The organism is Paenibacillus methanolicus (assembly GCF_008124765.1).
Lineage (GTDB): Bacteria > Bacillota > Bacilli > Paenibacillales > Paenibacillaceae > Paenibacillus_Z > Paenibacillus_Z methanolicus.
In genome coordinates this window covers 386,614-404,389 of the sequence record NZ_VNHS01000008.1, presented here as the reverse complement: position 1 = coordinate 404,389, position 17,776 = coordinate 386,614, and the positions used below count along the sequence as shown (strand labels likewise).

Annotated in this window: 14 protein-coding genes; 9 read left to right on the top strand and 5 right to left on the bottom strand. The window is 54.7% G+C overall.

Annotation, left to right across the window (positions count from 1 at the left end):
- The first annotated feature begins 3 nt into the window (after positions 1–3).
- On the top strand, positions 4–1,758 hold the full coding sequence (gene ptsP, locus BCM02_RS22125) for a phosphoenolpyruvate--protein phosphotransferase (protein ID WP_148931305.1): 1,755 nt from the start codon (positions 4–6) through the stop codon (positions 1,756–1,758).
- A 13-nt stretch (positions 1,759–1,771) separates the two neighbouring features.
- Here ptsP and BCM02_RS22120 read toward each other — a convergent pair whose 3' ends face one another.
- Positions 1,772–2,299: a type 1 glutamine amidotransferase domain-containing protein gene (locus tag BCM02_RS22120; RefSeq protein WP_148931304.1), complete on the bottom strand. Its 528-nt coding sequence runs from the start codon at positions 2,297–2,299 to the stop codon at positions 1,772–1,774.
- 174 nt (positions 2,300–2,473) lie between these two features.
- On the opposite strand from BCM02_RS22120, the gene BCM02_RS22115 reads away from it, so the two are divergent.
- The 4 genes from BCM02_RS22115 (at position 2,474) to BCM02_RS22100 (ending at position 5,323) form a co-directional block, all read left to right on the top strand.
- Complete coding sequence (locus tag BCM02_RS22115) at positions 2,474–2,917, top strand: VanZ family protein (protein ID WP_148931303.1); 444 nt, start codon at positions 2,474–2,476, stop codon at positions 2,915–2,917.
- 179 nt (positions 2,918–3,096) lie between these two features.
- Complete coding sequence (locus BCM02_RS22110; RefSeq protein ID WP_342791327.1) at positions 3,097–3,474, top strand: hypothetical protein; 378 nt, start codon at positions 3,097–3,099, stop codon at positions 3,472–3,474.
- 140 nt (positions 3,475–3,614) lie between these two features.
- Complete coding sequence (ccpA, locus tag BCM02_RS22105) at positions 3,615–4,619, top strand: catabolite control protein A (RefSeq protein ID WP_148931301.1); 1,005 nt, start codon at positions 3,615–3,617, stop codon at positions 4,617–4,619.
- On the top strand, positions 4,619–5,323 hold the full coding sequence (locus tag BCM02_RS22100) for a 5'-methylthioadenosine/adenosylhomocysteine nucleosidase (protein WP_148931300.1): 705 nt from the start codon (positions 4,619–4,621) through the stop codon (positions 5,321–5,323). The genes ccpA and BCM02_RS22100 overlap by 1 nt, the downstream gene beginning before the upstream one ends.
- A gap of 59 nt (positions 5,324–5,382) precedes the next feature.
- Here the strand turns inward: BCM02_RS22100 and BCM02_RS22095 are convergent, their stop codons facing one another.
- Both BCM02_RS22095 and BCM02_RS22090 read right to left on the bottom strand, forming a co-directional pair.
- The gene (locus BCM02_RS22095; protein ID WP_148931299.1) at positions 5,383–6,561 is read right to left on the bottom strand and encodes an acetoin utilization protein AcuC; all 1,179 of its coding nucleotides are present in this window, start codon (positions 6,559–6,561) and stop codon (positions 5,383–5,385) included.
- A 19-nt stretch (positions 6,562–6,580) separates the two neighbouring features.
- Positions 6,581–7,213, bottom strand: coding sequence for a GNAT family N-acetyltransferase (locus BCM02_RS22090; RefSeq protein WP_148931298.1), 633 nt, complete (start codon positions 7,211–7,213; stop codon positions 6,581–6,583).
- Between the two features lie 271 nt (positions 7,214–7,484).
- Here BCM02_RS22090 and acsA point away from each other — a divergent pair, with 271 nt between their 5' ends.
- Positions 7,485–9,209 (top strand): acetate--CoA ligase, encoded by a 1,725-nt coding sequence (gene acsA / locus BCM02_RS22085; RefSeq protein ID WP_148931297.1) that lies wholly within the window; start codon positions 7,485–7,487, stop codon positions 9,207–9,209.
- A gap of 73 nt (positions 9,210–9,282) precedes the next feature.
- On the opposite strand, the gene BCM02_RS22080 is transcribed toward acsA, so the two are convergent.
- Positions 9,283–12,411, bottom strand: coding sequence for a penicillin-binding protein 1A (locus BCM02_RS22080; RefSeq protein ID WP_148931296.1), 3,129 nt, complete (start codon positions 12,409–12,411; stop codon positions 9,283–9,285).
- 222 nt (positions 12,412–12,633) lie between these two features.
- On the opposite strand from BCM02_RS22080, the gene BCM02_RS22075 reads away from it, so the two are divergent.
- Positions 12,634–13,167, top strand: coding sequence for an NfeD family membrane protein (locus tag BCM02_RS22075; protein WP_148931295.1), 534 nt, complete (start codon positions 12,634–12,636; stop codon positions 13,165–13,167).
- Positions 13,168–13,215: 48 nt separating this feature from the next.
- On the top strand, positions 13,216–14,754 hold the full coding sequence (locus BCM02_RS22070) for a flotillin lipid rafts scaffold protein FloT (RefSeq protein ID WP_148931294.1): 1,539 nt from the start codon (positions 13,216–13,218) through the stop codon (positions 14,752–14,754).
- A gap of 79 nt (positions 14,755–14,833) precedes the next feature.
- On the opposite strand, the gene rpsD is transcribed toward BCM02_RS22070, so the two are convergent.
- A complete protein-coding gene (rpsD, locus tag BCM02_RS22065) occupies positions 14,834–15,433 on the bottom strand; it encodes a 30S ribosomal protein S4 (protein WP_148931293.1) in 600 nt (199 codons plus the stop codon).
- Between the two features lie 346 nt (positions 15,434–15,779).
- Between rpsD and BCM02_RS22060 the strand changes: the two genes are divergently transcribed.
- Positions 15,780–17,702, top strand: a complete 1,923-nt coding sequence (locus BCM02_RS22060) for a sensor domain-containing diguanylate cyclase (RefSeq protein ID WP_148931292.1) — start codon at positions 15,780–15,782, stop codon at positions 17,700–17,702.
- Positions 17,703–17,776 lie beyond the last annotated feature (74 nt).

Genomic DNA, 17,776 nt, shown 5'->3' with positions numbered 1-17,776 from the left:
CTGGTGATACAAGGGATAGGAGCTTCCCCTGGCATCGCGATCGGCAAATCGTTCGTGCTGCCGAACTGGGAATGGGAGCTGCCGGAACAAAAAATAGATGTCGCCGATCTGGCGCGGGAATTCGAACGATTGTACGAGGGAATTCGGACTTCCAAAAGCGAAATCGAGCAAATGAAAGACGAGCTTCGCGAAGTGGTCGGCACCGAAGAAAGCTATATTTTCGACGCGCATTTGGCTATTTTGGAAGATCCGGTATTCATGAACGAGATCCAAGGGATCATCCAGCGGCAGTATAAGGCGGCGGAAGTGGCGGTTAAAGAAGCGATCGACCACTTCGTCACCATGTTCGACTTGCTTGATGACGAATATATGAAAGAACGGGCGCTTGACATTAAAGACGTCGGCAACAGGCTGCTCAAGCATTTGCTTGGCGCGCCCGAGATTACACTGCCGTTGGACACCCAGCCGTTCATTCTGGTGGCGAAGGAACTTTCTCCGTCGCAACTCGCGCATTTGAATCCGAGCCACGTCCTCGGCATCGCGACGATGGCAGGCAGCATGACCTCGCATTCCTCGATCATGGCGCGGGCGCTCGGCATTCCGCTCGTCGTCGGCTTGGAATCCAAGGTGGAGGAACCGATACAGACCGGAGATACGCTTATTATCGACGGCGGAACCGGCATCATTCATTTGGAGCCGAACGAGGAATTGACGGTACGCTACGCCGAACTGCAGCGCAGACAGCAGGAAGCGAATCATCGCCTGAAGGGCATCGCATCGATACGGCCGGTCACCCCGGACGGCAAAGAGATGGAGCTCTCGGCCAACATCAGTTCGCTCAAGGAATTGGATATCGCGCTCGGGAGCGGGACGTACGGCGTGGGTTTGTTCCGAACGGAGTTTCTGTACATGGATCGTCATCGGCTGCCGAAGGAAGAAGAGCAATTCGACGTTTACCGGAGCGTGGCGGAGAAACTTTCTGGACGTCCGCTCATTATCCGCACGCTCGATATCGGCGGCGATAAGCAGCTGGATTACTTCGAGCTGCCGGAAGAGGAGAATCCGTTCCTCGGTTATCGCGCGATCCGAATTTGCCTGGACAAGACGGATTTGTTCAAGACGCAATTGAGAGCGATCCTGCGGGCTAGCGCATATGGCGAAGTCAAAATCATGTATCCGCTCATTTCGTCGGTGGAGGAAGTACAAAGCGCGAACGCGCTGCTGGAAGAGGCCAAGCGCGAGCTGGTGGCGGAAGGCATTCCGCACCGCAGCGATATCGAGGTGGGGATCATGATCGAACTTCCGGCAGCGGTCATGATCGCGGATTTGTTAGCCGACGAGGTCGACTTCTTTAGTATCGGAACGAACGATCTGGTCCAATTCACGCTGGCGGTGGATCGGATGAACGATCAGATTTCCCATCTATACGAACCTTATCATCCGGCCGTGCTGCGTATGCTGAAGACGACTGTCGAAGCGGCCAAGCGCGGCGGCATCCATGTTGGCGTATGCGGCGAACTTGCCGGCGATATCCGCGCGCTTCCGATTTGGCTGGCGCTTGACGTGGATGAACTTAGCATGTCCGCGAATTCCATTCTGCCCATAAAAGAACGGCTGCTTTGCATGAAACAGCAAAACAGCCGTAGATTGTTCGACGACCTGATGGTCTGCCGGACCAGCGAAGCCGTGAAGCAGCTGCTTCACGATTTCAATCAATTGGCGGAACGCGAGGCGACCGCCGGTCAGCATTCGACGTAACGCCTAATACCTGTTATTGAACAGCTGCCAGCGCGTCGACGAATGCTTTCGCGTATGGCGGAAGATCAGGCGGACGACGGGCGGAGATCAAGTGTCCGTCCACGACGACCGGCTCATCGATCCAGGTTGCGCCGGCATTCTCCATATCATCGCGAATACCCGGCGTCGACGTGACCTTGCGTCCTTGCAAAATTTTGGCGGAGATCAGTACCCAGCCGGCATGACAGATCTGCCCGATCGGTTTGCCGGCAAGGTCGAGCTCCTGCACGACCTGAAGCACCTTCGGGTAGCGGCGCAGTTTATCCGGCGCCCAGCCGCCCGGCACGAGGATGCCGGCAATTTGCGAGCTGTCGATTTCATCGAAGGACATGTCGGCCGTCGCCGGCACGCCGTATTTCCCGATGTGGGTTTTCCCCTTCTCGGGTCCCGCGAACAGGACGGTCGCGCCTTCTTCGCGGACGCGGTATACCGGGTACCACAATTCTAAATCTTCGAACTCGTCATCGAGCAGGCTGATCACGGTTTTTCCTTGCAAACTCATGGATTCATTACCTCCTTATAAGGATAGACAACCTATTAGTTCAAATACAAGCATGGATAACTTTCTCGTCTATCAATCCTCTTGTATTTTAATCGGAATGAAACGAGCTCCGTCTTGAACGACGGAGATTGCCGTTTCACCTTGTACCATATTGTAACGGAGGCGATACCTGCCATGCAAACCGCCAACCGGCAGGATAAGAAGGTCGCGGCGCGCAGCCGCCGACTGCTGCGATTCGTGCCCGCGCTTCTGTGGATGGGAATCATTTTTTCGCTTTCTTCGCGCACGGGAGACGAGATGAACACGTTTCTGCCTTGGTTTCAAGCGCTCTTCCCCGCGATGAGCAGTTTTGATTGGGGGCATTTCGTCGCGTATTTCGTTTTGGCGATTACGTTCGATTACGGATTTGGAAGTCGAGGCGACAGACTTACGGTTAAAGCGCTGATCGTATGCTTATGTCTGCTGTACGGCATTACGGACGAATACCATCAATCTTTCGTAGGAGGTCGTTCGCCCGATATCCAGGATTTGCGCAATGATACGATCGGGGCCGCGCTTGCGGTAACCTTCCTAGCCGTTCCATTCGTCCGCCGCGCGTGGAGAAAATGGGCATCGTAATCGCATCCTTCTTGTTCACCGGCATGAAAATATTACAAAATTCCGAAATGCAGGACTTTATACGTATCCGGTCGAATACCTTATCGTCAAGAACTGGAGCTAGCGGGGTACCGGCAGCTTAAGACGAGAAGGAGTTGGCCAATTTGCAAAAGCATTGTCAATGCGGCGATGTAATGCCTATGAAGCTGCGAACCGTCATTTACTCGGGTAAGGTTGAAATCGACAATGTCCCGATCTATACATGCCCTACATGTAACCGCAGTGAAGTATTTTCCGAAGTCAAACCCGACCTGACCGGCCTCATCGGCCAGCTGGGAGCGAAACCCGAGAAACAAACTTATTTATTCAATGAAGTGAATGAGCTGGCCGATTTGCTCGTCGAAGCGTATCAGGCGCGCAAAAGCACGGATCCGGCGGTCGTGAAGCCGCTCACCGAAGAGCGGATTAACATGCTGCTCGACCTATACGCCGTGGCGCGATCCACCGGCGACGAAGCCTGGGTTGCAGACATTCAGAAACGGCTGAAGCAGCTAAGCCGAGGCATACTGCAAACCTAACGACAAATAGAGAATATTACCTCCTCGCCATTAGATCAACATCATGCTGAATCATTGCGAAAAGTAATATTTTGTCGTATCATTACGGTAAAGTAATGCGGAGCGAGAGCTGAAAATTTGAACTAATGGAGAGAAGGACCGTGACGGTAACCATTTATGATGTAGCAAGAGAAGCTGGCGTTTCGATGGCGACTGTTTCGCGGGTCGTGAACAACAACCCGAACGTGAAGCCGCAGACTCGCAAGAAAGTATTCGAAGCCATAGAGAGACTCGGATACCGCCCGAATGCCGTTGCGCGCGGCTTGGCTAGCAAGAAGACGACGACGGTTGGCGTCGTCATTCCCGATATTTCGAACGCGATTTTCGCGGAAGTGGCGCGCGGAATCGAAGACATAGCGAATATGTATCATTACAACATCATTTTGTGCAACGCGGATAAGCGCAAAGAGAAAGAAATCCGCGTCATCAACACGCTCCTGGAGAAGCAGGTCGACGGCCTGCTGTTCATGGGCGGCGCCGTGACGGACGAGCACTTGCAAGCGTTTAAGACCGCGAACGTGCCGATTGTCCTCTGTGCGACGACGGACGAGAACGGACTGATTCCATCCGTAGACATCGATCACGAAGCGGCTGCATTCGATGCGGTACAAGCTCTGATTAACGAAGGGCATACCCGGATCAGCATGATCAGCGGCACGCTGCAAGATCCGGCTAACGGTTTTGCGCGTTTCCAAGGATATAAGCGCGCGCTCGAGACTGCCGGCATCACCTACGACGAGGACTTGGTACGTATCGGCAACTACCGGTATGAATCCGGTACTGAAGCCATGAAGTATTTCCTCGGTCTGGAGAACCGTCCGACGGCCGTATTCGCGGCAACGGACGAGATGGCGATCGGCGCGATTCACAGCATCCAGGATTCCGGATTGAAAGTACCGCAGGATATGTCGGTTATATCCGTCGACAATAGCCGCATGGCATCGATGGTACGTCCGCAGCTGACGGCAGTCGCGCAGCCGATGTATGATATCGGCGCCGTGTCCATGCGTTTGCTCACCAAATTAATGAAGAAGGAAAACGTTGACCATGCGAAAGTCGTGCTTCCGCACGAAATCGTCAAACGTCAATCGGTAAGCGCCAAATAATGACGAGCAACTTTAAGAAAATTGGCATTATCGGAGCGATGGTCGAAGAGATCGAGCTTCTTCATCAGCATGTGGAGAAGACAGGCTCCTTCACGAAAGCCGGCATTACTTACGTGGAAGGCAAGTTCCATGGCCGCGAAGTCGTGTTCTGCAAGTCCGGCGTCGGCAAAGTGAATGCCGCGGTTTGCACGCAGCTGTTGATCGACGGGGGCGTCGATTGCGTGCTGTTCACGGGCGTTGCAGGCGCAGTCGATCCGGACTTGAATATCGGCGACATCGTCGTTTCGTCAAGCTGCTTGCAGCATGATATGGACGTAACGCCGCTCGGTTTTGCTCGCGGTCATATTCCATTCCAAGATGTCTCGGAATGGCAAGCGGATGCCTCGCTCGTCGAGCTGGCGATCGCCGCCAGCGAGCGCCATTTCCCGGGACGGAGCGTGCAGGGGAAGGTGCTGTCCGGCGACCAATTCATCGCTTCGCGGGATACGGTGCGTTCGCTCTACGAGGATCTGGGCGGCGCATGCGCGGAGATGGAAGGCGCGGCATTAGCGCAAGTATGCGCGATGAACGAGATTCCATTCGTCGTCATTCGCGCGATGTCGGACAAGGCCGACGGTTCGGCTCACGTGAACTTCGCCGAGTTTACGGTCGAGGCCTCCGTTAATTCCCACAAGATTATCGATGATATGATTCAGCATATGTAAAGGACAAAGGCTAGCCATGACGACTCTTCGCGAGTTCGTCGGCTAGCCTTTCTTTTGTTCTATAGATGCTGCAGCGCGATTTGAACGGTATGGCGATTCCGTTCGGTAATTTCCGATCGGCGCGGCATCGGCGTCCAGCCGTCGACTTCGTCAAGCCAGTGCGTCGGCAACGTCTCCGGGCTCTCGGCAGCCCATCGTTCAATCCAGGAAGCCGGAAGAGGCTCATTATGACCTGCTGCGGCGAGCTTGGCGCTGATGGGGTGATTCGTCATCTCCATCCAGACGAGCGACCATGCTCGCGGTACGACGCGCCAAATGTCATAGCCGCCGCCGCCGATGGCTACCCAGCGGCCTCCGCAATAGCGGTGAGCGAGCTCATGAATAATGGCCGGCATCGCCTGATAGATACGCATGCTGCAATGAACATGAGAGAGCGGGTCCAGCGCATGGGCATCGCATCCATGCTGGCTAACGATCATGTCCGGCTTAAAGGAAGCGGTTACTTTTTCGAGCGAGAGCCGGAAACTCTCCAGCCAAGACTCATCCTCCGTATACGGCTCGACGGGGATGTTGAAGCTTGTGCCGAACCCGTGCTCGCTCCCTCGCTCATGGACAAAGCCCGTGCCGGGGAATAAATATTTACCCGTCTCGTGTATGGAATACGTACAGACGTCCGGATCGTTGTAGAACACCCATTGCACGCCGTCTCCATGATGCACATCGGTATCGACGTACAAGATTCGCATCCCGTATTTCTGGCGAACGGCCGCAATTGCCACGGCGGCATCGTTGTAGACGCAGAAGCCGGCGCCTCGCTCGGGGAAGGCATGGTGAAGTCCGCCGGCCATATGATAAGCATGTAGCGCTTGACCGGAGGCGACCATCTCTGCGGCTTTGAGCGATCCGCCCGCAATCGCCGCGGCCGCTGCATGCATGCCTTCGAAGAAGGGCGTGTCTTCGGACCGTAGTCCATATCGTTCGGCTCGTTCGATCCAACTAGGCGCAGGCGCGGCCGCGCTTAGTTCCCGTACCGCATCGATGTAATCTTGCCGGTGGACCAACGCTAACACGCTGTCGTCGATGCTGTCGGCCGTCAGCAGATGCCCGTCTTGCAGCGCGCCGGATTCCCGCAGCAAGTCCGCCGCGAGCGGCAGCCGTTTGGGGTGAAAAGGGTGATCGTCGTGGAATTGGTACCGGGCAGCGCCCGGATGATGTATAAATACGGCATTCGCCGTCATCGTCCCATCGTCCTCCTCATTAATACATGAACCGCTGCCGGAATCGGACGCGGTCGAATTGCTCAACCGAGGAGAGCGGAACGTCCTTGCCTATGCGAACCATCAAGCAATTGGCCGGATGCGCGCAGATTTCCGGATCGTCCGTGGCAAACCAGACCATCCCGACGGACTGCATCAGCTTCTCCATCATCGAACGATAATCCCATACGTTTAATTTGGTGCCTTCCAAATCCCAGTGCCAGTAATATTCGGTCGTATACACGATGGCATTCTCCAACTGGTCATCCTCGAACGCCGTCCGGATCATCCGTTTGCCCAGGCCAAGCGAGCGGTAGCTGTCCGCCACCTCAATGGCGCCAAGCTCGATCAGATCTTCCATGCCGCCTTCCGACCAGCGCTCCAGCTCGTCCGGGTAGTGAAACGTCACGTAACCGACGATCGTCTCCGCATCGCGGGCGACTATGATCCGTCCTTCAGCCAGTTCGGCGATTTCAATGAGCGCTTTATGCTGTTCGGGCGGCCTTCGGAATGCGTCGAGATCCGGATGAAGCGCGTAACGCGCGAGATCCTCGGCGGGTACCGGACCTTCGATGATGATGTCGCGGTTCTGATAGGGGAGACGCTCCGAATGCATCACCTTGCGATGTTCCAACTGTCATAGCTCCTTTCATCGCACTTTGTCCGGTTACGAATCGGACAAGTAACTGCTATTTACACTTATAACACGGTTTTGGTTTTATGAAAAGAATGGATGAATGACCAGCAGCTGTGGTATAATCATGAAAGCGCATTCTTTATTCTTCTGCGAACGCTCGACTCAATTCGTGAAAAGTCGCGTAATTTCGCTGCTTCAAAGTGGATGTGTCCCTGCAAGGGGATGCGTTCAGGCGACTGCCTTTATAATGTTTGGGAGGATGATGAGTATGGTAAACATGCATCAAGAACGGATTCCGGCATCGGCTTCCGGCTCCAACATGGCAAGTTACGAAGAAACGTACAAGCAGTTTAATTTCGAGCAGGTGGAACAGCAGTTTTCTTGGCACGAAACCGGCAAAGTGAACATGGCTTACGAGGCGGTCGACCGGCATGTCGAACAAGGCAGAGGGGGGAAAATAGCGTTATATTACAGCGATGCGAAACGCGATGAGACGTACACATACGAACAAATTTCGAAGCAATCGAACAAGTTCGCGAACGTGCTCCGCGATCTGGGCATCGGCAAAGGCGAGCGGGTATTCATTTTTATGCCGCGCACGCCGGAGCTCTATACGAGTTTGCTCGGTATCCTGAAAGTCGGCGCGATAGTCGGGCCGTTGTTCGAGGCATTCATGGAAACCGCCGTACGGGACAGGCTGCAGGACAGCGCCGCGGTCGCGATTGTGACGACGCCGGCGCTTCTGCCGCGCATCCTTCGCAGCGAGCTTCCGGATTTGAAGCATATCATCGTCGTTGGCGACGAGGTGCCCGAAGAAGAGGGAATCGCGAATTACCATGCCCTCATGGCTGGTGCTTCCGAAGAAGCGGAGATCGAGTGGCTCGGCCGCGAAGACGGCCTCATTATCCATTATACTTCGGGTTCGACGGGCAAGCCGAAAGGCGTGCTGCACGCCCAGAACGCCATGATTCAGCACTACTTCACGGGTAAGGTCGTACTTGACTTGCAGCCGGACGATATTTATTGGTGCACGGCCGATCCGGGTTGGGTCACCGGCACGTCTTATGGCATCTTCGCCCCATGGCTTAACGGCGCGACGAACGTCATTCGCGGCGGTCGGTTCAGCCCGCAGGACTGGTACACGACGCTCCAGAAATATAAAGTTACCGTTTGGTACAGCGCGCCAACCGCATTCCGCATGCTGATGGGCGCTGGCGACGATGTCGTGAATCAATACGACCTGAGCAGCCTGAGGCATGTATTGAGCGTTGGCGAGCCGCTTAACCCGGAAGTTGTACGCTGGGGTCAAAAGGTGTACAACCAGCGCATACACGATACGTGGTGGATGACGGAGACGGGCGGTCAGCTGATCTGCAACTATCCGTGCATGGATATCAAACCTGGCTCGATGGGCAAGCCGCTGCCGGGCGTGGAAGCGGCGATTATCGACGACGCCGGCAACAAGCTTCCTCCTTACCGGATGGGCAATCTGGCGATTAAGACGCCATGGCCTTCGATGATGCGTCAAATTTGGAACAATCCGGCGAAGTACGAAGAATACTTCCGCATTCCGGGCTGGTACATTTCCGGCGACTCCGCCTATCAGGATGAGGATGGCTACTTCTGGTTCCAAGGCCGTATCGACGATGTTATTAACACGGCTGGCGAGCGTGTAGGACCGTTCGAGGTGGAAAGCAAGCTCGTCGAACATCCGGCCGTCGCCGAAGCAGGCGTCATCGGGAAGCCGGATCCGATGCGCGGCGAGATAATCAAAGCATTCATCGCGCTTCGCGAAGGCTTCAGTCCATCCGACGAGCTGAAGGCCGAGATTGCCAAGTTCGTCAAAGACGGCTTATCGGCTCATGCGGCGCCGCGCGAGATCGAATTCAAAGACAAACTGCCGAAGACTCGCAGCGGCAAAATTATGCGTCGGGTACTCAAGGCTTGGGAATTGAATTTGCCAACCGGCGACCTGTCGACAATCGAAGATTAATCGCTATTATCCATAATTGTTAATAACAAAAAGCTTCCATACCTCGAACGGGATGGAAGCTTTTTCGTTGTTGTTATAGGGTGCCTACCGTTATGGCAGCTGAACCATCGGATTCTCCAGCCGCATTGACGGCGGTAACGAAATACATGCCGGTTACGTTGGAGACGATGTAATCGAATTTAGTGTCCGCAATGGTCGCGAGCATCTGGTAATTGCCGTCGCTTCCCGAACTATAGTACACATTGTACGCGGTTACCTGCTCCCCACCCGGGTTCGGCTGCCATTCAATGCGAACGCCGAGAGAAGTCGTGATCGCGTTCAGACCGGTCGGCGGCACGGGCTTCGCTTGCGGCGGGTCTGTATCAACGGCGCCATTGCCGGTATTCGGCAGGATAGCCCCATCCCCCTCGCTTGCTTGCTCTGCTTGGTCAGCCGGGTCGGAAGGAGGGCCGCCGATTTGTTGCCCGTTGGAAGTGATGATGATGCTTGGAGCAGACTCATGACCTCCCACGTCGACAGCGGTGACGTAGTATTCGTAATGAACGCCAGCCGTAATATAATCGACGAATCGCGTTTCTTCGCCGGTCAGTACCGGGGTGCCGCTGCGTTTGAAGGCTTGCGCGCTCGCAGAGCGATATAATCGATAGCCGACGACATCTTTCTCCGGCGAAGCCGCGAACGTGATGCGGAAGGCGCCATTGCCTTGTATCAACTCCAGACGTACGTTGCTCGGCGGTGAAGGGGCTACGCCGTCATCCGTGCGAGGATCGGTCTTGGACGGCGCGTCAAGCTTCGCATCCATGGGCAGGTAGAAGCTCATTGGACGTCTGCTGTCCGACGGAAGCTTGGCTTGCGCCTTCTCGATTTCCGCCATAAGGACATCCAGCGGTTTCTCCCGTTTCACCACGACTTGCTCGCGAACCATATCCGATGGCGTGGTCGCTTGCGGGACGTAGTTAACGCCGTTATACGGAATGTAGGCCATCTTGATTAAGGCGTCATCCGATTCCTTCGGCAAGTAAGGCTTGTTGAACCAATCCGTCACCAACATGCCCATCGAACGCGTCAATTCCGTCGGCTTTTTGCCGCTGACGCTCGAGACGGTCGCTTTGACGATATTGTCCGGTTTCTTGAATTCCTTGGTCGGGAACAGATCGGGTCTTGCTTCCGTCACGTCGTTCATAATTTGAGCCCAGATCTGTCTTGCGCGCGCTCGGCCGGCCTTGGAGAGCGTATTGATCTGCTTCTCGTAACCAGCCCATACGCCAAGCGTAACGTCAGGGGTAAAGCCTTCGAACCAGACGTCGCCGTAGCTCTGGGTGGAGCCCGTTTTGCCGACGATCGGGATTTTTTTGTAGTTTTTGTATTCGTTCTTTAATCTATGGCCCGTGCCGCTGCCGTCCGAGATGACGGTACGGAGCATGTCGGTCATCAGGAACGCCGATTGCTCGGAGAAGACGCGCTGCGGCTTGGGTTTGTGTTCATAGATCGTGTGACCTTCCGAATCGGTAATGCGGCTGATCATGTAAGCGTCGTTGAATATCCCGTTGTTGGCGATGGCGCCGTAAGCATTGGTCAACTCTTCGACGGATACGCCCACGCTAAGGCCGCCGATAACGCCGGTCTGCGCATACTCGTCTTCCGGCTGGAGCGTGGTAATCCCGAGCTTTCGCGAGAAATTCCAGGCTTCGGCGATCGTGACCTTATCGTTGAACACTTTCAGCGCCGGCAGGTTGAGCGACCGGTTGAGCGCTTCCCGGGCCGTCACCAGACCGTGATACTTGTTATCCGAGTTTTTCGGAATATGGAACCCTTTGACGCCATCCTTGAAGACGACGGGCGCGTCGTCCAGTATACTCCCTGGCTGGACGAGGCCTTTCTCGATCGCCGGCAGATAAGCCGCGATCGGCTTCATGGTTGAGCCTGGCTGACGCGTCATTTGCGTAGCATGATTCATTTGTTCTTCATAGAAATCGCGGCCTTCCAGCATGCCGAGGATCGCGCCGGTTTTGTGGTCGATCATAATCGCGGCAATTTGCTCGACGCCTTTCTCTTTGCTGTCGGGCGAGAAATTGTCAGGGTTTTTGCCGATCGCGTGCATCAGATTGTACACCTTTTTGTCGATCGTCGTATAAATCCGGTATCCGTTGCGCAGCAGCTCCTGTCGGGCTTCCTCGACGAGCGTCGCGTTCTCCTTCTTGCGGACGTCGGTCAAAGTCAGGTTCGGATCCTTCTGCATGAGCAGGATTTCCGCTGCCTGTCGTTCCGTCTCCAGCATGAGATAAGGGAACGTGGAATAGGCTTTCTTCGTAAGCGGAGCTAGCGAGCTCTTGATGTCGAAAGCGATCGCCTCGTCATACTGCGCTTGCGTAATTCGCTTCGTCTCCAGCATGCGGGAGAGAACGATCTTCTGACGGTCCATCGCGAGTTTGAAGTTCTTCTCGTTGAACGTACCTTTGCTCGTGAACGCTGTATATGCCGACGGCCGCTGCGGGAGACCCGCCAAGTATGCGGCTTGCGCGATATTCAGCTTATTCAGATCGGCAATGTTGAAGATGCCTTTGGAGGCGGCTTTAATGCCGTACAAATTATAGCCGTTCGCGCCCGTACCGAATGGCACCTTGTTCAAGTAAGCCGTTAAAATTTGCGGTTTGGTCAAGAACCGCTCCAGCCGGAGCGAGAGGAAAATCTCCTTTACTTTGCGGCTGTCCGTCTTGTCCAAATTCAGAAACACGCGTCTGGCAAGCTGCTGGGTGAGCGTACTGCCGCCGGTCTGCACGTCCTCGTTCAGCACCTTCTGCTTGACCGCGCGTCCTAGACCGTTGATGTCGACGCCGATATGCTCGTAGAAGTTGTTGTCTTCCGTCGCAAGCACCGCGTCGATGATGAGCTGCGGAATATCTTTCTCCTCGATCAACCGCCGGTCTTCTTCGGTTCGCAGCTGACCGATCGGCGTTTGCCCGTCATTGAAATAAGCAAAGCCGGTGATCGCATTCTCGTTGACTTGCGCTTCGATCTCGGCCCGCGTACGGATCGGATCGTCTTTGACAAGGGCGGCGACATAACCCGTCAAGGCTCCGCCGACCAGTAATCCAATTAATAATCCAAAAATGAATAGCCATTTTAACGTAATGAGCGTTACGACGCCGAACGTCCGCCATCCGCTGTATCCTTTTGCATTCTGCTGACGGTCTTCATCCATCTATAGATCGATTCCTCCTCCGATTAACAGTTGTAATTATAGCATAAATCGACGGTGGATATCAGGAACCGCTGCCGAATTTTAACGAAAACGTAGGGGTTCTCGATTCGCGATTTTTCTTTTAACGCTAAAATATTTCGTGAATATACGCAACTTTGCGGGGATAACGCGCGTAATTAAAATCAGGAATCGCTTCAAATAAATGGATTAGCGGGAGGGCATATGGAGGCGTTATTCTGGTCCTGTTTGGCTGGTGGAATCTTGTTCGCGCTCGTTAGCGTCATACTTGGCGATTGGCTTAGTCTCGCGCTGGACGGCGCGCTGGACTTTCTATCGTTGGACGGTCATAAGGTGTTTCAGCCTACGGCGATCGTCGGCGGCATAACCGTATTCGGGGGCGCGGGGCTTCTTCTGCACCGCTATGCGGGCACGGGGCCTGCGTCTACGGTTACGATTGCGATCCTCATTGCGATAGTTTCGGCAGCGGGCTTGTATTTTCTCTATATCCGGCCGATGGAGAGGAGCGAGAATTCGGTCGGGTACTCCATTCGCGACCTTGCCGGGACGCTTGCGGAAGTGCTGGTCCCCGTTCCCGCGGGAGGATACGGAGAAGTCACGTTGAAGATCGGCGGAGGGGTCACCCATCATATCGCGTCGGGTTACGAGGGAGAATCCATTCCGGCGGGCTCCAAAGTCGTCGTGGTCGAGGTCAATGCGCAAGAGGGCACGCTGCTCGTATCGAAAGTCGATTTCTAGTTCATCTCCTACTGAAGACAACTTGAATGAGAAGGGTGGAAATTCATCATGCCAGATTATCTATTGATACCTTCGATCGTCGTTGGCGTTATCGTCGTGTTAGGCCTCGCGTTCTGGGCGCGGTACAAGACCGTGGGACCGGAGGAAGCGATGATCGTAACCGGTTCTTTCCTCGGGAGCGCGAACGTGGCATCGGACGATTCCGGCCGTCGGATTAAAATCGTGCGCGGCGGTGGCGCGTTTATTCTTCCAATCTTTCAGCAGGCGGAATTTCTGTCGTTGCTCTCCCATAAGCTGGACGTCTCCACGCCGGAAGTGTATACGGAACAAGGTGTTCCAGTATTGGCCGACGGTGTCGCGATTATCAAAATCGGCGGTTCCATCGAGGATGTCGCGACGGCGGCCGAGCAGTTCATGGGCAAGCCAGTCGAGTCGTTGAAGGTCGAAGCGCAAGAAGTGCTGGAAGGGCATCTACGCGCGATACTCGGATCGATGACGGTCGAAGAGGTGTATCGGAACCGGGACAGATTCGCGCAAGAAGTGCAGGGCGTCGCCGCCCGCGATTTGAAGAAAATGGGGCTCTTGATCGTGTCCTTCACGATAAAAGACGTGCGCGATAAGCACGGGTACTTAGAAGCGCTCGGCAAGCCGCGCATCGCGGCGGTGAAGCGGGATGCCGACATCGCGGAAGCGCAAGCGATTCGCGATGCGAGAATCCAAAAGGCGAGAGCGGAAGAGGAAGGGCAAAAGGCGGAACTGCTGCGGGATACCAACATAGCCGAAGCGGATAAAGACAAGGAACTGAAGGTCGCCTCTTTTAAACGGGAGCAGGATACGGCCAAAGCCGAGGCGGATCAAGCTTACGCCATTCAAGAAGCAAAGGCCAAACAATCCGTCGTGGAAGAGCAAATGCGAGTCGAGCTTGTTCGGAAGGAGCGCGAGATTGATTTGGAAGCGAAAGAAATTTTGCGCCGCGAGAAACAATACGATGCAGAAGTGAAGAAGAAGGCGGACGCGGAACGTTATGCCGTCGAGCAGGCCGCCGAGGCGGACAAAGCGAAAAGGTTGCGGGAGGCCGATGCTTTGCAATATCGCATAGAGGCCGAGGCGCGGGCGAATGCGGAGCAGAAACGGCTGGAAGGGCTTGCGGTCGCGGAGGCGGAGAAAGCGAAAGGAACGGCCGAAGCGGAAGTCATCCGGCTGCGCGGGTTAGCGGAAGCCGAGGCCAAAGAGAAGCTTGCCCAAGCGTTCGAGAAATTCGGCGAGGCGGCCGTGCTCGATATCGTTGTCAAAATGCTGCCGGAGCTCGCCGGTAAAGTGGCGGAGCCGATCAAAGGCATCAATAAGCTGACGGTGGTGGATACCGGACATGGGGAAGGCGCCGCGAGAATCAGCAATTACGTCACCTCCTTGATGGCGACCGCGCCGGAGATGCTGAAGAATGTTTCCGGCCTGGATGTGAACGCGCTTATTCAAGGGTTGACCAAAGGCAGAGTGCCGGCGGCGATGCATTCGGCACCGCAGCAGACGCCGGTTATCCCGCTCGCTCCAAGTCCGGGGGCTTCTGCGGAGGAAGAACGCGATTAGATGCCTCGATTAGAATTAGAATAAAGAAGGGGCTGTCCTTCCGCATTCGCGAACGAATGCGGCGGACAGCCCAGACTTATTAACGGCTGTAGAACTCGACGATTTGCTTCTCGTCGATTTCTTGCGGAAGCTCAGCGCGCTCAGGAAGGCGAACATACTTGCCTTCTACTGCAGCGTCGTTGAATTCCAGGTAGTTTGGAAGGAAGTTGCGGCCTTCCAGTGCTTCTTTAACCGACTTCTGACCGCGGCTGCGCTCGCGAAGACCGATTACGTCGCCTACTGCTACGGAGTAGGAAGCGATGTCGACTTTCTTGCCGTTTACGGTAACGTGGCCGTGGGAAACGAGCTGACGTGCGCCAGCGCGGGAAGCCGCGAAACCAAGACGGTAAACAAGGTTGTCCAGGCGGCTTTCAAGGAGAACCATGAAGTTTTCGCCGGATTTACCTTTCATTTTAGCAGCCTTGTCGAACAGGTTGCGGAAAGGTTTTTCGTTTACGCCGTACATGTGGCGCAGTTTTTGTTTCTCCATCAATTGTACGCCGTAACCGCTCAGCTTTTTGCGTTGGTTAGGGCCGTGTTGACCTGGAGGGAAAGCGCGTTTCAATTCTTTGCCAGTACCGCTCAGGGAAATACCCAGACGGCGGCTCAATCTAAATTTAGGACCTGTATAGCGTGCCATGTGTCGTGACACTCCTTTTTCAATAGTTATGTTCGAAAATTGGAGTTTCGCCGAGTGCTGTCGAGAAGAACCATCTTCGGGTTCATCTGGCAGGTAAGTTCAGCCGCTGACCTGACAGCGACAGCCTCCGTGAGGGTGACACAAAACCGAACCAATATTCATCTATAAATTTTATTAAATCCGAAAGGTGTTGTCAAGTACAAAGCCTTGCGCGAACATAACCTTAATTAGTTAAAATTTGCGCGGAACAACTAGTATTATATGACTATTCTAGTGCACATTTTCCCAAATTAAGCTATGATACTCATAGAACCATAGACACAATATTCAGGCGGGTGCTGCGAATATGAATAAATCGATGCCATCTGGACGGACGGAGGATTATCGCGCTGATGCCAGCGCTTTTGGCGATACGCCGGCGTCCATGAAGGCGGCCGTTCTGCCAGCGGCGTCCCTGGATGCGCCGGCGGCGGCGGAAATCATGCTGGAGAGCTTCGAACAATGGTTAAGCGAGAACGGCGATTATTGGTTAGAGAAGATTCAAGCGGCACTTTATAACGCCGAGGGTCGCTTAATCGCCTGCACGCAAGCGACGTTGGAGTCGGAGGGGGATCGCAGCAGGATCGCCGCGATAGTCGCCGCGACGGGTCGACGGCAAGAGGGAATAACTTGCACGGCCGAGCCGTTAAGAAGCCGCTCCGGCGATGAGTTGCTAGGCGTACTCGTCTGGTCCGCGACGGAGGAGTGGGTGGAACTTCCTGCGAAGCAGCAGAGCGCGTTCCAGCCCGTCGCTTTTCATCTTCGTTCTATATTGGAGGCTCGCTTCGATCATATTCGGATGAGAGAGGCGTTGTACAAACAGCACGCGGCGGAGACGGAAGCGACAAGACGGGAAGCCATGCTGGAAATCGGGAAGCGGCTCCACGATCAGAATGATGTCTCGGCGGTGATTAGGGAACTTTTAGCTTACATCGAGTCCTATACGCCGTATGCGGATTTTAATTTATATCTATCCCAGGATTTCGTGAACGGCGATGCGCGGATCAAACCGCTGCTCATGCGCAACGACCCGGATGATTTATACTCCCGCGCCTTTCTCGAAGGGGTGCCCCTTAAGGATCAACTGAAGAGCGGTTGCGTCCGGCTGGCGATCCCGATGAGCGGCAAACAAGCGGTATACGGCGTGCTCGGCGTAAGTTTCAGCAGCAGACATTGGGATGAGTCTGAGTTCAAGGCCTTTACGCTTATCGCTTCAACGGCAGGCTCCGCATTCGAGAACGCGAAGCTGTATGAGCAATCCAACGTGCTGATTACCGAGCTGCAAATGATTAACGAGCTGACCAAGCGGTTGAACCAGTCGCTGCGGCTGAGCGAGATTTTCGAATTCACGATGAACGAGCTGCTGCATATTTTCAAGGCCGATCATTGCTGCGTTCTTCAGCTCAACCGGGAGAAGGATGTCTTCCAATATGTGGCCAGCAACTTGCCCTACCTAATGAAAGATTCGGTGCCGCTCGACTATGGATACGCCGGCATTGTGCACCGGACGAAGGAACCGGTCATCACGTCCGATTACTGGAACACAAAACTGGTGGCTTCCAAATTCATGGACGAGACCGGATCGCGATCAATTATCGCGGCGCCCATTATGGACGGCGCTTCGATCGTCGGCGTCATAATCGTGACTCACACGTCGCCGAACTTCTTCTCGTATGATAATTACAAACTCCTCCAAGTATTGACGACGCATATCGGACTTGCCATATCGAACGCTTCGCTTCATGCCGAGGTCAGACGCATGGTCATCACCGATAATCTGACCGGACTGCATGCCCGTCATTATTTGAACGAACGGATCCAATCGAAACAGCGCAAAGATCCTTGCGGCTCGCTCGTCGTCGTGGACATTGACCATTTCAAGCAGGTCAACGATACGTATGGCCATCTGGTCGGCGATCAAATTCTGATCGGCGTCAGCGACGTGATTCGCTCCTGTATACGCGAAAGCGATATCGCGGCGAGATGGGGCGGCGAAGAGCTGGCGGTCTATTTGCCTCAGATCCGTTCCGAGCAGGCTTTCCGCATCGCCGAACGCATTCGAACGAGGGTGGAACAGGGGACGCATCCGAGCGTTACCGTATCGTGCGGCATTTCGGAATGGACGTTCGAAGATGAAAAAATTAGCGTAGAGTCGCTTTTCTATAAAGCCGACATGGCCTTATATGAAGCAAAAAACAGCGGAAGAAACCGGATTATTGTCGCTTCATAGTCAGACATCGATAAACACGGCCCTAAGCGCCCGTGTTTTTGTGTTTTATGAGGACATTTCAGCGGCAGCGCGCA

Excerpts from the sequence above, each read along its gene's own strand:
- BCM02_RS22120 (WP_148931304.1), bottom strand. The coding sequence starts at position 2,299 with ATGAGTTTGCAAGGAAAAACCGTGATCAGCCTGCTCGATGACGAGTTC.
- BCM02_RS22115 (WP_148931303.1), top strand. The coding sequence starts at position 2,474 with ATGCAAACCGCCAACCGGCAGGATAAGAAGGTCGCGGCGCGCAGCCGC.
- BCM02_RS22110 (WP_342791327.1), top strand. The coding sequence starts at position 3,097 with ATGAAGCTGCGAACCGTCATTTACTCGGGTAAGGTTGAAATCGACAAT.
- BCM02_RS22100 (WP_148931300.1), top strand. The coding sequence starts at position 4,619 with ATGACGAGCAACTTTAAGAAAATTGGCATTATCGGAGCGATGGTCGAA.
- BCM02_RS22095 (WP_148931299.1), bottom strand. The coding sequence starts at position 6,561 with ATGACGGCGAATGCCGTATTTATACATCATCCGGGCGCTGCCCGGTAC.
- acsA (WP_148931297.1), top strand. The coding sequence starts at position 7,485 with ATGGTAAACATGCATCAAGAACGGATTCCGGCATCGGCTTCCGGCTCC.
- BCM02_RS22080 (WP_148931296.1), bottom strand. The coding sequence starts at position 12,411 with ATGGATGAAGACCGTCAGCAGAATGCAAAAGGATACAGCGGATGGCGG.
- BCM02_RS22075 (WP_148931295.1), top strand. The coding sequence starts at position 12,634 with ATGGAGGCGTTATTCTGGTCCTGTTTGGCTGGTGGAATCTTGTTCGCG.
- BCM02_RS22070 (WP_148931294.1), top strand. The coding sequence starts at position 13,216 with ATGCCAGATTATCTATTGATACCTTCGATCGTCGTTGGCGTTATCGTC.
- rpsD (WP_148931293.1), bottom strand. The coding sequence starts at position 15,433 with ATGGCACGCTATACAGGTCCTAAATTTAGATTGAGCCGCCGTCTGGGT.
- BCM02_RS22060 (WP_148931292.1), top strand. The coding sequence starts at position 15,780 with ATGAATAAATCGATGCCATCTGGACGGACGGAGGATTATCGCGCTGAT.